Genomic DNA, 14,041 nt, shown 5'->3' on the forward strand with positions numbered 1-14,041 from the left:
CCGGCCGCCTGGGCGCAGACGCCGTCGGCGGCGCAAGAGCCGGCGATGGCCGCCTGCCTGCCCGGCCTCGTCGCCCGGGCGCGGGAGCAGGGGGTGACGCCGGCCCTGGCGGAGGCGCGGCTCTCCGGGCTGACCGCAGACCCGGACGTGGTGGCGGCGACGCACCGGCAGGCGGAGTTCGAGAAGCCGGTCTGGGCCTATCTCGACGCCGCGGTGAGCGAGCGCGACGCGCTGGCGGCGCAGCTCGCCGCGCTCCAGGCCGCGCCGGCGGCTGTCCTGCCGGCGGTGTCGGATCGGCAGTTCTTCCAGTCGCTGGCCGCGGCCGGCACCATCAGCCAGGACGAGGCGCTGGCGGCGGTGATGACCGGCACGCTTCCGGCGCGGATCGAGGCTGCGGTGGCAGGCCTGCCCGCGGCGGAGCAGTTCGCCGCCCGGATGCTGTTGTCCGGCGCGACGGCGTTCGAGCGCAGTCACCCGATGGTGGCGCAGCTCGGCGCGGCGCTCGGCTACGATGCGGCAGCCCTGGACGCGCTGTGGCGCCAGGCGGCCGCCCTCTGACCGTCCTCCCCTGACCACGGCTTGATCCGCGCCTGCGCCGATCGGCCGGCGCGCTGCACGACCCTCTGACAATCCGGAGACACTGATGACCGCGACGACGTTCGAGCGGGCGCTTTCGCTCGTCCTGAAGCACGAGGGCGGGTGGTCGGACGACCCCGCCGACCCGGGCGGGGCGACGAACCTCGGCGTCACGATCGGCACGCTGAGCCTGTGGCTCGGCCGGCCGGCGACGAAGGCGGAGGTGCGGGCCCTGACGGTCGCGACAGTCGCCCCAATCTATCGACGCCGGTTCTGGGACGCGATCCAGGGCGACGCGCTGCCGGCGGGGCTGGATTACGCGCTGTTCGACTTCGCGGTGAACAGCGGGCCGCGCCGCGCGGTGATCGGGCTGCAACGGGCGCTGGCCGTGGCCGATGACGGGCGGCTCGGGCCGGTGACGCTGGCGGCGCTTCAGGGCCGGGACGTGCCGGCGCTGATCGGCGCCCTGAGCGACGGGCGGCTGGCCTTCCTGCGCGCGCTCTCGACCTGGCCGCGCTTCGGCCGCGGCTGGGGCCGGCGGGTCGAGGAGGTGCGCGCCGCCGCGCTCGGATTCCACACCGCTCCCGATCGGGCGGCCTCACGGACCGCCTGCCCCGCCTGCGGCAAAGCCGTCGCGGCATGACGCGGACATCCCGGCCTTCACCAGGAGCCTCTCATGAACCAGGAACAGCTCACCACGCTGCTGCGCACCCTGCTGCAGTTCGGCGGCGGGATCGCCGTCGGGCGCGGCTGGATCGACGCCGACACCGCCACCGCCCTGACCGGCGCGCTGGTCACGCTCCTCGTCACCGGCTGGGGCCTCTACGCCCGGCGCAACGCCGGCCTCGTCGCTTCCGCGGCGGCGGTGCCGGCCGTGAAGACGATCCTGGCCGACCCGGCGACCGCGCAGGCGATCCCGAGCGCCAAAGTCCAGCCTGCGGAGTAGCGCCGTGCCTCCACCGGAAGATGCCGAGGGCGTCATCATCCTGCCGCGCCGGACCTCGTTCTGGGCCGTGACGACCCTGGTCGTTGGGCTCGCTGGGCAGCTTCTCTGGATCGGATCCTACGCGGCCAAAATCGACGCCCGGCTCGAGGATCTGGCCGCCTCCGATCTCCGGCAGGCCAAGCGGGACGACGAGCGCTACGGCCTCGTCATCGGCCGCCTCGAGAGTCTCGAGCGTGACCGCGACCGGCTGGTGCGCCTGGAGGAGCAGGTGCGGATCGCGACCGACCTCCTGCGCGAGATCCGGCAGGAGATCCGCCCGCCGCCACGGCGTGAGCGCGCAAATTAGAAATTTACTGCCTAGCGAAGCAAATGGCATCCCGCTCCACGCACAGGAGTCGCTCGCAAAAAACTACTGAGCGCAGAGATGAGTTGTAGCAATGACAATTAGCACTATATATGCCATCCCAAGCCGCACGATTGTTCAAATTGGCACTCTATTGAGTCGAGGTCCGCCTCGACGAAGCATCAAGGCTGCAATACGGAACAAATCTGGGATATTTGCACGCCCATCCGGTCGTTTTTCGACAACGCCGATCTCCATCAAAGAACGCAAAAGTGCATAATTCGGATCGTCGTCAACCGTCTCCATTTGAAACGGGGCAAGATATCCTTCCCTTCTAGACTGTCGACGAATCTCCTGAATAGTGTCCGCTTCAAGCCAACGATCAAATATCTGATCTTGCTGACATGGGACTTCCTGCCCCGCGAGTGGCTGTAGAGCAAGTTCAATCCACTTGTACTCATCTTTGAGTTGGTCAACACGCAAAACTGATGCCTCGCTAACGCCATGTTTAATCCCCTCGATTGAGAGCGCGTAGCGTGGCTGAGGCAATTTTTCGAACCTTGCAGCTGATCCAAGCGCAGTCAAAAAGCTCCGCGGAGTTACACGACCACGTGTATCGGCAAGATGCTTAGGAAGCCATGGGTATGTACGACCACGCCGTTTATCAGCGCCCATGTATGGACCAGCAATGGATACAAAAATCTTTGATTGAATTTCTGGGTCTCGTAAAACGTGTTCTGCCAACGAGATTTTGCCGTCTCTCACCGTGGGCGAAGGAACGCGAAAATGCTCGAGCAGTGAAGCGAAAGCCACACTAGAGTCGGAATGACCAGCCAACCAAGTATATGCCAAGGCATATAGATCTGTTGCTGTCCACCGAAGATCAAATGAGCCAGCCTTGAGCTTTGAAAGGTCGGTGAAATTTGACGGAACGGACTCTAGCTGCTCAGGCCGCACAAAAAGCTTAAATTTAATGCTTCTAAAAGCCCTCATTGTCAAAAGAGTTTCAAGAAGCGTTGTTGTTCTTATCCGTAGATTAGACCAGTCTCCTGATAGGCGATCAAGTGCATCAAACAAGACAACGAGACGGATGCCTGATTTTCTCAGCTTTTCGTCAAGTTCACGGAGCCTGCGCTCGCGCGACTCGCTCCTTTTATAAATATCCATTCCACTCTCAAGCGAGTCGCAAGTGCTCTCATTGAGAACGTCTTCTGCTGCCCGTATAGCAAGAACCAACCACAGGGCACGTGTACTCTTCTCGTCTATAGCTAATTCGTCGAGCGTATCTCTAGATACAGAAATCCCGATAGGTTGATCAACAAATCCAGGTCGCACAGCTACATCTGCTAGACGCAAACGCGGGTAAAAAGGAGCAACGCCCGCTAACGTTTCACTATCTGCAATTACTGAAGCCCAAAAGCTCTTCCCAGCCCCACGGGCTCCAACCACAATTGGAGACTCGGGATCAAGTGCCAAAGCATGACCCGGAGGAGTAAGAATTTCCTGCAGATGCGGAGGATTGCCGACAACATGGGAAACATCAGGCGGAATCGCAGCCAGTCCCGCCCTTATGTCGGTCATCAAATGGTTAGACCGCGCCATCGTCTGCCTCAACCTTCTCCAAACTTTGAACAACTAGATCTCGAACGCGATCAACAAACCCACCAAACGCCTCTCTATACGCTGTAGGGTCAAGCTGATCCATGGCGCTGAGCGGGTCAAAACTCCTGTATCCCTCGCTTTCTGTAATTACCCACGGAAAATGTGGGCCATCCTCATCATCCACTCCGTACCAGGATGGTTCACCCTCTTGATATTCGATAGCAGATAACTCGGGTCTTCCATAAAGACTTTCAGAGAATAATTTATGAGCACGATCGCGGTAAAGCTTCAAATCATCTTTATCAGTGAGGTTCGCCTTACCATGCACCATTCTAATCTTTAGCAAATAGTTTGGCATAAATCTTGTTATATCTGCCAAATGCTTCATCAAAGGAAGATATCCTTCGAAGGTTTGGCGCTGGTTAACTCCAAAAAAGAATATATCTGCACCTAATCCTAGCAATGGCGCAGCCAAAGTTTCATGTAACCCTGCCCTAGCGTCGATTAATACCACATCAAAGGTACGAACAGCGAGCAATCCTGTTACGAGCGTTCTTGTTCTCTCAAGAAAAGTATGCCCAACGCCATCCGATGAGATATCCTCTAAATACGCCCGAGACAGTTTTGCAATAACGTTCTCTGGATTAAGAAGAGATTTTGTACCGAAGGCTGGGACGACATAGACAGGGCTGATGCCAGAAACTATAGACGACGCTTCCATCAGCGTGGCAAAATCTGCTTCCGTAAAGGCGGAGTCTCCCTTTTCAACAAAATAATCGAGAGATCCGTATTCCGGCCTATTTTCCTCCTCGAGCAAGAGTGATCCAAGTCCAGGGGCTTCCAAATCTAAATCTATAGCTAATACTCGGAGGCCTTCATCCGAAAGCGTCTTTGCGACTATTGATAATGCCGTCGATCTTCCAACGCCGCCCTTCAAGCTTGCGAATACCAGAATGGGTATATCGCCTGCGATACTATCGACCCTTGGAACTGTCAGCCAATCTGCGCCTACGATCCTTCTATCAAGTAAATATATAAACATTTTCTGTTCTAAAGATATTTTTAATAAATATTTACTGTATGTTTCTATATTTTCAAGCGTTTTATCAAATGTTTCTTCCAGTGTAATAGTGGGACCGTCAGTCTCGACATAGGGGCCAATTTTTAGCAGATTCTCATTCAAAAGATCCCTATTTGGTACGACCTGTGATTTCCGTATAACAACAACGATAGAGCCAGTGGCTGTTCTTAAAAATGCTATATCTCCATTCGTGCAGCTGGCAGTGCCGCAAATATTGCTAATTACGCCTACTACCGCGCTAAGAGCATCATCGAACCTAATTATATTTGAGATCATTGTGCTGCCTCTATTTAAGCAAAAGCTGAATTTGCTATTTCTTCTTTATACCAGCCACCGATAGAACTTTTTGTGCACTTGCCAGCCACTCTCCGTACTTCGCTTGGCTAACAGCGCCATCGGCCGAATAGCGGTCACCAACAAGCCAGCCTTGCAACAATTTCTTGTCCTGAGATATAGAAAGCCAAGGCCCTGACATGCCTCTGGAGCTTAACGTTCTACGTAGCTCGGCTTGCACGGTAGGATGATGTCCTTCACATATCATTGTTGGGTTTTTGTGGATTTCTCGCAACTTCTTTTTTATCGCGCACTCTATTGCAAATCCTATCAAGTGACCAGCATTATCATATCTTGCATTCGCAGCCAGACTTTCGGCATCATGATAATGTCGAGCCGCGGCAGCAGCATAATCATCTGGCATGAATCGCCCTTCTTGTGCGATATTAGCGAAAAACATCGAGGGGTAGCCTTGTGACTGCCACTCGATAGCCATCATAGTTGATTCGAATGTATCAATTAAGCAACATATGGGAATTTTTGTATTTACTCAGGCCCATGTATAGCATGCCGTGAAGCTACCCATTTTATGAACCCGAGGGTGTAAATAGGTCATTTTCAAAGCGTGAATTTCCGGTCTTATAAATTATAATCCTATTTATTCGAATTTTCGCTGTATATATTAACAAAAATATGTTGTAGACGCTGCTTTTTATATGAAAATTGCTATTGCCGCTAGTCGCACTCCAGGAATTCCGTCAGGCCAAGCAGGAATCCCGGCCTTGACCGGGAACCTAAGACCTGCTTGTTCTCTTTTTGTTCTAATACGGAGGGCGCGCGTGAGTCTCTATCGGGTCGGTGCGGAGGCGGCAGATGCGGGTGGGCTCGTGCGGGTCCCATTCATGCTCCCGACCCTCTGCGCCGGGTTCCCGAGCCCCGCTGAGGACTTCATCGAGGGCGCCCTGGAGCTACCGCGCTGGCTCGTGCCGAACCCGCCCGCCACCTTCATCTGGCGCGTGCGCGGCTGGTGCATGAAGGGCGCCGGCATCCACGACGAGGACCTTGCCGTGGTCGACCGCTCGCTCTCGCCGTCCTCTGGCGCGGTCGTGGTCGCGGTGGTCAACGGCGAGATGAGCCTCAAGCGCCTGGTGATGACCGGCAACCGGCTGGCGCTCACGTTCGACAACCCGGAGATGGACGAGGAATTCGCCCTGGAGGATCTGGAGGAAGGGCTGCTCTGGGGCGTGCTGCTGTTCTCGGTCCGCTGGCACCACGTGAAGGCCCGAGCGAGCGTCGTCCGATGAGCCGGGCGATCGCGCTGATCGACGGCAACTCCTTCTACTGTTCCTGCGAGCGCGTGTTCGATCCCAAGCTCACCGGTGTCCCGGTGATCGTGCTCTCGAACAACGACGGCTGCGCCATCGCGCGCACCGCCGAGGCCAAGGCGCTCGGGATCAAGATGGGGGCGCCCTACTTCATGATCCGCGACCTGTGCCGCCAACAGAAGGTGCGCGTCTTCTCCTCGAACTATGCCCTCTACGGCGACATGAGCGCGAGGGCGAACACGGTCTACCGGCAGTTCGCGCCGGACGTGGAGATCTACTCGATCGACGAGAGCTTCCTTGATCTCTCCAACGTGCGCGAGCGCGACCGGGTGGCCCTGGCGCGGGATCTCCGCTCCACGGTTCGCCAGTGGACCGGCCTGCCGACCTGCGTCGGGATCGGGCCGACAAAGACGCTCGCCAAGCTCGCCAACCACATCGCGAAGTCGGTCCCGGAGCTCGGGGGCGTGTGCGACCTGTCCGACGAGGCGGAGCGCGCCGCCTGGATGGTCGGGATCTCGGTGGGCGAGGTGTGGGGCATCGGGCGCGCTTCGCTGGCACGCCTGGAGGCCATGGGCGTCGACACGGTGGCTGACTTGCGCGACCTCGATCCCCGCCCGGCCCGGGCCTCGCTGACGGTGGTGGGCGAGCGCATCATCCACGAGCTGCGTGGCCGCGCCTGCCTGCCGCTCGAGATTGTGCCGGCCCGGCGCAAGGGCTGCGCCGTGACCCGCTCGTTCTCGTCCCGGATCACCGAGCGGACGGTGCTGGAGCAGGCCGTGGCGGCGCACGCGACGCGCCTGGGCGAGAAGCTGCGGCGCGACGGGCTCGCCGTCTCGGCCGTCACGGTCTTCTACCACACCAGCGAGCACGACCGCGGCGACCCTATGCGGTCGGTCTCGAAGGTCGTGCACCTGCCCGAGGCCACGAACGACACCCGCCATCTGATTGATGCGGCCATCCGCGGCATCGCACAGACCTGGCGCGAGCAGGGCCCGACGCCGTGGCGCTACAGCAAGGCGGGGCTGGTCACCACCGATCTCGTGCCGCTGGAAGAGGCGCCCCGCCCGCTGTTCGACGCCCTCGACCGGGAGAAGTCCGGTGCGCTGATGGCAGCGATGGACGCCTGCAACAGCCGATTCGGCCGCGGCGCCGTGGTGCCCGCGCGGGCGGGGCTGGTGGAGAAGCGCACCTGGTCGACGAAGTTCGAGATGCGCTCGCCGCGGTTCACGACGCGCTTGAGCGAGGTACCGGTCGTAAATGCCGGGCGCGCACTTAACCACTGGACCCGCCCTGACTCTCGCCATCCTGCACCGCTAGAGCGAGGATGAGGCGTGCGACCCGCGCCTGTATGTCCGGAGGAGCAATCCTACGGAACGCAGCGAAGATCGTCGCCTCATCTGGAAGCGACAGATAATCCGGTTCGTCATCCGTATAGCCGCTCGATGCAGAAGAGCCAAATAACAAAATTACTGGGACTTCCAGAGCTTCGCTAATTTGCCATAAGACGCTTGCTCTTACGTGGTCCTGACCTGCCTCATATTTAAATATTTGTGCGTCGGATATGCCAATTTTCATGCCCAATTTCAACCTGGAATAGCCGCGAGTTAAGCGATATTCGCGAATTTTCTTCCCGATTGAGCGCTTGATTTCGTCTTCGCTTGGAATCGGCACGGTACCATCCAATTCGGCGTCGTAGATCGTCCGGCGTCGCCAACCGTGCAACGACAGTGGCGCAAGGGCAGTCTGTATCATAGTTTCGACGCACATCCATCGTCGGGACGACTTTGTCATGACAAATTTCACCAATGTAAGCTTTGATATAATTTCTGATATAAAAAAATGTTTTAATATCAATCAAATTCATGACATACTGGAAAGATCTTCAAGTATTTTCGGATATAATACATTTGTAATAGCCGAGGCACCTGTCAAATCACGTGACTGTCTACAAGACAGGCTGATGCTGGCTCGTTGGCCGGCGGAGTGGTCCGATCGCTACGGTGAGCGCGGCTACATCCACCATGATCCTGTCGTCGCGCATACCCGCAGAATGACCTGCCCCTTCAAATGGTCAGAGGCTCCGGTTCGGAGGGACGAACGGTTAGCCAGGATTATTATGGGAGAGGCAGCTGAGATCGGGCTGAAGAACGGCTATTGTATACCAGTCCATGATTTTAATTGTACTCGCATAATTTCGTTCGGTGGGTCTCATTTCGATTTGCCGGAACACGCTGCCACGGGGTTACACATGATCGGCATTTATGCTGATCTGACACTTCAATCTCTTGCGCCGGCGGCAGTCAAACGGATTGAGCGCCAGCGGGGAACGCCCCGCTGTTCGCCACGAGAGATCGAGTGCATTCAGTGGGCAGCCGCGGGCAAGACTGGCTGGGAGACGTCTGAAATCCTTTCGTTATCGCACCGAACAGTCGAGGACTACCTAAACACCGCAGCTCAAAAGTTGGGGGCGACTAATCGCGTGCATCTCGTGGCCAAGGCACTGCGACAAGGGATCATAGACTAACACGCTGACCGTAAAATCCCGGGATACCGCCTGCCACCATAATCTCGTAGTCCGCTCCATAAGGAGGAGCGGACATGATTACCGTCGTTGACTCGAGCAATTACCATCAGAGTTCAGATTTGCTTGATGCAATGTATACATTTAGGCACAGAGTATTTGTTGACATTATGAAGTGGGAAGCTTGTCGCAGGAACGATGGTCGCGATATCGATCAATTTGACGGACCTGACTGCGTACACATTGCAGCCTTCGATAATGGTTCAGTTATCTCCTACTCGCGCCTGCTGCCTACCACGAAGCCCCACCTCCAGACCCACGTCTACCCGGAACTGCTCCAAGGCCGGCCCGCGCCGACAGGCCCCCACATCATGGAATGGACCCGCTGTGCTGCAGCACCGTGGCGGCGCCCGAACAGCCTCGCCGCCGACCCGAATGCAGGGCGTCAATTCCTGGCCGTCACGGAGCTGACCCTGGCCCTCGGCCTCATCGGCTACCTGGCGCAAGTCCACCCGACGATGATTACGAAACTCAGCGCGATGGGTTGGGACGTTGAGCCACTGGCACTGCCCACCCGCTACGACGGCCACCTCGTCGTGCCGATCTACATGGAGTGGAAGCCCGGCACAGCCGACGCCACCCGCCGCGCCTTCGGACTCAAAGGAACGGCCTACGACCTCCTGCCCCACTCCATGCCCGCCCAGTGGGGCGAGCCCCTCCGGTACGCCTCCTGACGCCGCTAGCCGGGATTTCCCGCCATGCTTACCCGCACGCCGCCGACGATCGATGAAGTCGCCGTGATCCTGCCGGCCATCGTGCGGGCGCTCGGCATCATCGTCGATCACCTCGAGCCGATGGTGGAATTGGCCTGCCAGTCCACCAACCTCCCGGAGGAAACTGCCGACGCCATGTCCGACATCGGGCACATACTGACCAACCAGTCGCGCATCATCATGCATGAGGCAGCAGAGCGCCGGCGGCGCGGACCCGGACGCGTTCCCCTCCGACGCCGCAACGAGGGTGGTGCGGACGACCGATTGAGCCAGGCTACTCCTGAGCTCACTGCCGAGCCCGAGCCGCCGCCAGCATCTCTGGCGTGACGTCCTCCTCGAAGCACAGCGGTGCAGCCCCGCGCGGTCGATTGTAGGCGCTGCGTCGGCCGCACGACCGACCGGCGCGGTCGTGCTGGTAGGGACAGGCGCAGGGGCCATCGTAGCCGGCAATCGACTCCGCGATGAGCTTCTTGGCGATATCGGCGTCGGAGGGGCCGGCAGGCGCTCTGCGCGGTCGCTCGGGTGCTGGCGCGGATCGCGGCGCACCGCCGCGATCGAACGGGTTCTGGACTGAGGGCTGGGCAGGTTGCGCCATCGCCTGCCCGACGCACCGGACGATCCCGAATAGGACAAAGCCCCAGAACAAGGCCGAGAGCACGATAACGATCGCGTCGGAGATCCGGCGAGCCCGCGGGCTCGGGCGGTCATACTTCCGCGGCCGGGGGCCGAGCGATTGCCCAGCGACCCAGGCCTGAAATTGCTCCTCGGCTTCGTCTCGCTCGCTCATACGACCGCCTGCCCTGCCCGCGAACCCTGGCTGTTGTTCCAGGCCGCCCGGACGGCATCAAGGGACGTGAAGTGCCCAATCGGCTACGATCCCGGCCATGTGCAACCTCTACAGCCTCGCTCGCTCCCAGGACGAGATCCGGCGCACCTTCGCGGTCGACCGCGACGAGACCGGCAACCTGCCGCCGCTGCCCGGGATCTTCCCCGACCAGATGGCGCCCGTCGTCCAGGTCGAAGGCGGCGAGCGGGTGCTGACGATGATGCGCTGGGGCTTCCCGCCGCCTCCGAAGGTCGGCACGCAGCCGGTTACCAACGTGCGCAACGTCGCCTCGCCCTATTGGCGGCCCTGGCTCAAGCCCGCGCACCGCTGCTTGGTGCCGGTCACCTCGTTCAGCGAGTACGCCGACACGAAGCCCCGCAAGACGCCGGTGTGGTTCGCCCTCGACGAGAGCCGGCCGCTGTTGGCCTTCGCGGGGATCTGGCGGCCCTGGACGGGCGTGCGCGGCCCGAAGCGGGACGAGCCGGTCGAGGAGGAGCACCGGCTGTTCTCGTTCCTGACGACGGAGGCGAACGGGATTGTCGGGCCGGTGCACCCGAAGGCGATGCCGGTGCTGCTCACCACCGTGGAGGAGTGGAGCACGTGGCTCAAGGCACCGGTGGAAGAGGCGTTGCAGCTGCAGCGCCCGTTTCCGGACGAGATGATGACCGAGGTGGCGCGAGGCTCGCGTCAGGATGGGATCTGAGGGCTGGGTGCCGGACCGTCCGTGGGGATGAACTCCCGCGCCGCCTCTCGTGCCATCTGAATCAGTCCGGCCTCATGAGGATCAGCTGGATCCGTATGCTCCCAGGCCGGGCAACCGGGGTTGCTCAGTCGCATCAGCTCGTAGAGTTCGCGGGCGATGACCTCGATGATGTCGGGAGGGTGGGTCAACGGCGCGCCTTCTCACGGATTTGTCGGGCACGGGAGCGACGACCTGCCCGGCGGAGCAGGAGGACCGCGCCCGGGATGCAAGCCAGCACCAAGGCGGCTGTGAGGGCGATGTAGGACGCGAGGCTCATGCCGATCCACCCGCCCCGTTGCTTGAGACGAGCGCATCATGCCCCGCGCAGGTGAGGGTCACAGCATCGGCAGCGCGATCCACATTGATCCACCCTTGCGCTACGAGACTGGCGAGGAAGGCGCTGTTCGCTCCACCATACCCATCAAGCCGACGCGCTTCGCCCAACGACATGGGCTGGCTGGTCTCGGCCAGAGTGATGAGGGCCTGTCGCTGCTTCGCGGTCATCCGAGGGGCGCCAGCTATATCGCCGTCTTCACCGCGTTCCGCCGCCGAGCCGGCGCCGCATCCTCGACGGCCAACTCATCCGCCGGTCACTGATGCGTCCAGGTCGCCACCGAACCGGGGGCACTTTGGCGGGGGAGCTTCTGAGTGTGGCTATGTGAGGCAGCAAGCTGATAATTACCGCGCCCATTCCCAGTTCTTCGCCGCCGGCGGGAGGGGGTTCAACGACTGCTTTCCCGCCATCTCGTATGGCATCGTGAGGATTGAGGTCCGCGGCTCAGGCTCCACCGGCCGATGATCAGCCTTGGTGGCAAGAGGCGAGTCGCTAGCGCTGGCTACGGTCGTCGCCGGTATCACAGAGGTCGAAGCCGTGCCTGCAGCTGGTGTCGCCTTCTCCCGCTCGAGGTACACGGGAATGCGGCGCTCAACGTACACGATCCGCACTCGCTCCATTCGTCGGGCGAGGTGCTTCGCAGTGCGGTGATGGCGCACGACGTGACCAACATCGCGGCGGAAGGCCGCCTGCGAGACACAGACCCCGAGCGAGGGGCGATAGAACTTACCCAGCCGACAATGCGCTGCCTCGGCCGTCGACATCCAGGAGAGGCAGGTCAGAGCAGTTATCCCTGCCGCTAGTAAGTGCACTCTCATGTGGCACTCCCATACGGTGAGCGGCCCCCTCTGATTATGAGATACTTGATTTGTTTTTATGCAGAAAAATTTCAGCTCTATCTTTGTGTCAAGAGTGTGACGCGCGGCCGGATGCGTACTTGGATTTCAGATGTCGTATGTTAAGGGCCGCGGACCGGCAAAGCCTGCAGCCATCACGTAGAAGTGCACCTGCCCGATCTTCAGCACTACCGGCTTCGACGAATCCGCGAGGTAGGCCGAGATTGGTGCATCGAGCGCGTTGTCGGCCAGGAGCTTCGCTCGGTAGGCCTCGCCGCCGGTCATGCGTCCCCCTCGGCTCGAAGGGCCTTGATTGCGCCGCGCAGGGTCTCAGTCGCTGCCACAGGGCCAGCTCCATCCCGCATGTGCTCGGTCGCCCGGGCAACGATTCCCGCAAGCACGTCGGCTGGACGGTAGGCAAGGGCCTCCGCGAGGATCGCATCAACCCTCGGCGCAGCAAATGCATAGGCCTCGCTCTCAAGGCGGCGACGCTCATCCTCCTCGGCGACGAGCGCGCGGACTTCCGCGGCTGCGCCAGCCGGTACCGGGCTCTCACCCTTTGTCCAGCGTCGCACGGTGCGCACATCGACCTTTAGCCCAGCGGCGATGCGCGCCTGGTAACCGTGGCCCCAGACGCGCGTACCGAGCGCGTGCAGCTCCTCACCGGTCATTGCTGGGCTTACTCCTCTTCTGACGATAGGCCCGCTGATACTCGCGAGCCCGGTCCGCATCCCGGCCGTCGGTGCGCTTGGCGCCGGGCGGCAGTTGGTTGGCCTCCCACGGTCGGACGGCCTGCATCCGCTCCAGGTGGGCCTCGCGGTCGGCGCCGCGCTTGGCTGGCCGCTCGGCGTCACGCGCTGCGGCGACTGCCTCCGGGAGATGGTCGTAAGTGATCCGGCCATCGGCCTGCATGCGCCGCATCTTTTCGACGTGCGCTGCCCGGTAGCCATCGGACGCCAGGGGCTCGCCGGCCGGGATGTCGAATTGCGCGCGGTAATCTGCAGCTGTCATCTGGTGCGCGTGGCGCAGATGGGTGGGCAGGAACCGAAATCCCTGCCCGCAGATCCGGCAGAGGATCATCAGACCTCTTCGATGAAGAGGTCGTTGATCGCAACCAGGTCGTTGGCGTCAGAGAAGTCCTGGCCGAGGATCAGGCCCGCGCGCTCAGCGTAGGCAAGCACGGCAGCATCGCGGTCGGCCGCCTCGACAGCGTAGGTGGCCTCGCGGTCGGTGATCTCGAACTTAGCCATCGTGGGTCTCCTACCCGATCCCGGCCGCGGGACTGTTCCCGTCAGCCGATGTCCGGTTTTCGCACGCAAAGCCGGACATGTCAACGACCTTTCCCGACCTCCCACACTGGCACCATGCCCGGCATCTTCATCGGCTCGTGCCGACAGGCGGTCCACTTCCCGAGCCTGATCCACTCGGCCGTGACCTCATGCACATCGATCGCGAGCGGCATGAGGATCCCGCAGAAATCGCCACGGATCGTGCCGGTCTGAGGCCCGACCTCGAACAACCGCAGCGCGTCCCAGCCGGCCTCGTGCGCCTGAACGCCCCAGCGGTCCACGAATGCCGTGCATCGCTCGTGCGTCTCGCGCCACTCGTCGGGCCGGAGCCCGCGGCACGGGACCACGCCCGGCGAGAGGCTGGCGAGGCCGCGAGACCAGGCGAGGACGGAGGGTGGGATGGCGCTCATGTGGTTCGCATAGAACCGAACCGGAACGTGGGCACCCCACCAACCAACGTTTCACCAATGAAATCGGCATAATCAGAGCCATCGCTCATTGGCGCGCTTGACGCTAAGAGGCTGTTTTATCTGATTTTTTGCCTTTATTCGGCCCGCTCATAACGGTCTGGTTG

20 protein-coding genes are annotated in these 14,041 nt (G+C 60.8%); 11 read left to right on the forward strand and 9 right to left on the reverse strand.

The genetic code is table 11. The features are described 5' to 3' along the window. The 4 genes from VQ03_RS09275 to VQ03_RS09290 form a co-directional block, all read left to right on the forward strand. A partial coding sequence (locus VQ03_RS09275; protein ID WP_048450597.1) for a lytic murein transglycosylase occupies positions 1–558 on the forward strand: 558 nt, incomplete at its 5' end. Between the two features lie 85 nt (positions 559–643). Continuing rightward, a complete protein-coding gene (locus VQ03_RS09280) occupies positions 644–1,219 on the forward strand; it encodes a glycoside hydrolase family 108 protein (protein WP_048450598.1) in 576 nt (191 codons plus the stop codon). Positions 1,220–1,252: 33 nt separating this feature from the next. Beyond that, the gene (locus VQ03_RS09285; protein WP_048450599.1) at positions 1,253–1,522 is read left to right on the forward strand and encodes a Pam3-gp28 family putative phage holin; all 270 of its coding nucleotides are present in this window, start codon (positions 1,253–1,255) and stop codon (positions 1,520–1,522) included. 4 nt (positions 1,523–1,526) lie between these two features. Continuing rightward, complete coding sequence (locus VQ03_RS09290; protein WP_048450600.1) at positions 1,527–1,868, forward strand: hypothetical protein; 342 nt, start codon at positions 1,527–1,529, stop codon at positions 1,866–1,868. A 135-nt stretch (positions 1,869–2,003) separates the two neighbouring features. Here the strand turns inward: VQ03_RS09290 and VQ03_RS32885 are convergent, their stop codons facing one another. The 3 genes from VQ03_RS32885 to VQ03_RS32890 all read right to left on the reverse strand — a co-directional run bounded on the left by VQ03_RS32885 (position 2,004) and on the right by VQ03_RS32890 (position 5,317). Then, positions 2,004–3,479 (reverse strand): hypothetical protein, encoded by a 1,476-nt coding sequence (locus VQ03_RS32885; RefSeq protein WP_157064034.1) that lies wholly within the window; start codon positions 3,477–3,479, stop codon positions 2,004–2,006. Beyond that, complete coding sequence (locus VQ03_RS31695; protein ID WP_167376068.1) at positions 3,454–4,650, reverse strand: KGGVGR-motif variant AAA ATPase; 1,197 nt, start codon at positions 4,648–4,650, stop codon at positions 3,454–3,456. The genes VQ03_RS32885 and VQ03_RS31695 overlap by 26 nt, the downstream gene beginning before the upstream one ends. A gap of 208 nt (positions 4,651–4,858) precedes the next feature. Next, the gene (locus VQ03_RS32890; protein WP_157064035.1) at positions 4,859–5,317 is read right to left on the reverse strand and encodes a hypothetical protein; all 459 of its coding nucleotides are present in this window, start codon (positions 5,315–5,317) and stop codon (positions 4,859–4,861) included. A gap of 343 nt (positions 5,318–5,660) precedes the next feature. Between VQ03_RS32890 and VQ03_RS09295 the strand changes: the two genes are divergently transcribed. After that, positions 5,661–6,125 carry a LexA family protein gene (locus VQ03_RS09295; protein WP_048450601.1) on the forward strand — a complete coding sequence of 155 codons (465 nt, stop codon included), beginning with the start codon at positions 5,661–5,663 and terminating at the stop codon, positions 6,123–6,125. Next, positions 6,122–7,474, forward strand: a complete 1,353-nt coding sequence (locus tag VQ03_RS09300) for a Y-family DNA polymerase (protein ID WP_083467880.1) — start codon at positions 6,122–6,124, stop codon at positions 7,472–7,474. Before VQ03_RS09295 ends, VQ03_RS09300 begins: the two co-directional genes overlap by 4 nt. Here VQ03_RS09300 and VQ03_RS31700 read toward each other — a convergent pair. Then, a complete protein-coding gene (locus VQ03_RS31700; protein WP_167376069.1) occupies positions 7,419–7,898 on the reverse strand; it encodes a helix-turn-helix domain-containing protein in 480 nt (159 codons plus the stop codon). The genes VQ03_RS09300 and VQ03_RS31700 overlap by 56 nt on opposite strands. A 37-nt stretch (positions 7,899–7,935) precedes the next feature. Between VQ03_RS31700 and VQ03_RS31705 the strand changes: the two genes are divergently transcribed. The 5 genes from VQ03_RS31705 to VQ03_RS32895 all read left to right on the forward strand — a co-directional run bounded on the left by VQ03_RS31705 (position 7,936) and on the right by VQ03_RS32895 (position 11,605). After that, on the forward strand, positions 7,936–8,670 hold the full coding sequence (locus tag VQ03_RS31705; protein ID WP_083467882.1) for a LuxR family transcriptional regulator: 735 nt from the start codon (positions 7,936–7,938) through the stop codon (positions 8,668–8,670). 74 nt (positions 8,671–8,744) lie between these two features. Beyond that, complete coding sequence (locus VQ03_RS31710) at positions 8,745–9,401, forward strand: acyl-homoserine-lactone synthase (protein WP_048450602.1); 657 nt, start codon at positions 8,745–8,747, stop codon at positions 9,399–9,401. 24 nt (positions 9,402–9,425) lie between these two features. Then, a complete protein-coding gene (locus tag VQ03_RS09310) occupies positions 9,426–9,767 on the forward strand; it encodes a hypothetical protein (RefSeq protein ID WP_053078472.1) in 342 nt (113 codons plus the stop codon). Positions 9,768–10,324: 557 nt separating this feature from the next. Beyond that, complete coding sequence (locus VQ03_RS09315) at positions 10,325–10,969, forward strand: SOS response-associated peptidase (RefSeq protein WP_048450603.1); 645 nt, start codon at positions 10,325–10,327, stop codon at positions 10,967–10,969. Between the two features lie 354 nt (positions 10,970–11,323). Further along, positions 11,324–11,605, forward strand: a complete 282-nt coding sequence (locus VQ03_RS32895) for a hypothetical protein (RefSeq protein WP_157064037.1) — start codon at positions 11,324–11,326, stop codon at positions 11,603–11,605. A 681-nt stretch (positions 11,606–12,286) separates the two neighbouring features. Here VQ03_RS32895 and VQ03_RS32900 read toward each other — a convergent pair. The 5 genes from VQ03_RS32900 to VQ03_RS09330 form a co-directional block, all read right to left on the reverse strand. Continuing rightward, the gene (locus VQ03_RS32900) at positions 12,287–12,463 is read right to left on the reverse strand and encodes a hypothetical protein (protein ID WP_157064038.1); all 177 of its coding nucleotides are present in this window, start codon (positions 12,461–12,463) and stop codon (positions 12,287–12,289) included. Continuing rightward, on the reverse strand, positions 12,460–12,849 hold the full coding sequence (locus VQ03_RS09320; RefSeq protein ID WP_048450604.1) for a hypothetical protein: 390 nt from the start codon (positions 12,847–12,849) through the stop codon (positions 12,460–12,462). Before VQ03_RS09320 ends, VQ03_RS32900 begins: the two co-directional genes overlap by 4 nt. Further along, entirely contained in the window at positions 12,839–13,258 is a 420-nt protein-coding gene (locus VQ03_RS30935; protein ID WP_053078473.1) for a MucR family transcriptional regulator, read from the reverse strand. The genes VQ03_RS09320 and VQ03_RS30935 overlap by 11 nt, the downstream gene beginning before the upstream one ends. Continuing rightward, on the reverse strand, positions 13,258–13,428 hold the full coding sequence (locus VQ03_RS32905) for a hypothetical protein (RefSeq protein ID WP_157064039.1): 171 nt from the start codon (positions 13,426–13,428) through the stop codon (positions 13,258–13,260). Before VQ03_RS32905 ends, VQ03_RS30935 begins: the two co-directional genes overlap by 1 nt. 80 nt (positions 13,429–13,508) lie before the next feature. Beyond that, on the reverse strand, positions 13,509–13,877 hold the full coding sequence (locus VQ03_RS09330; RefSeq protein ID WP_048450605.1) for a hypothetical protein: 369 nt from the start codon (positions 13,875–13,877) through the stop codon (positions 13,509–13,511). Between the last annotated feature and the right edge of the window lie 164 nt (positions 13,878–14,041).

Source organism: Methylobacterium tarhaniae (assembly GCF_001043955.1).
GTDB classification, from domain to species: domain Bacteria; phylum Pseudomonadota; class Alphaproteobacteria; order Rhizobiales; family Beijerinckiaceae; genus Methylobacterium; species Methylobacterium tarhaniae.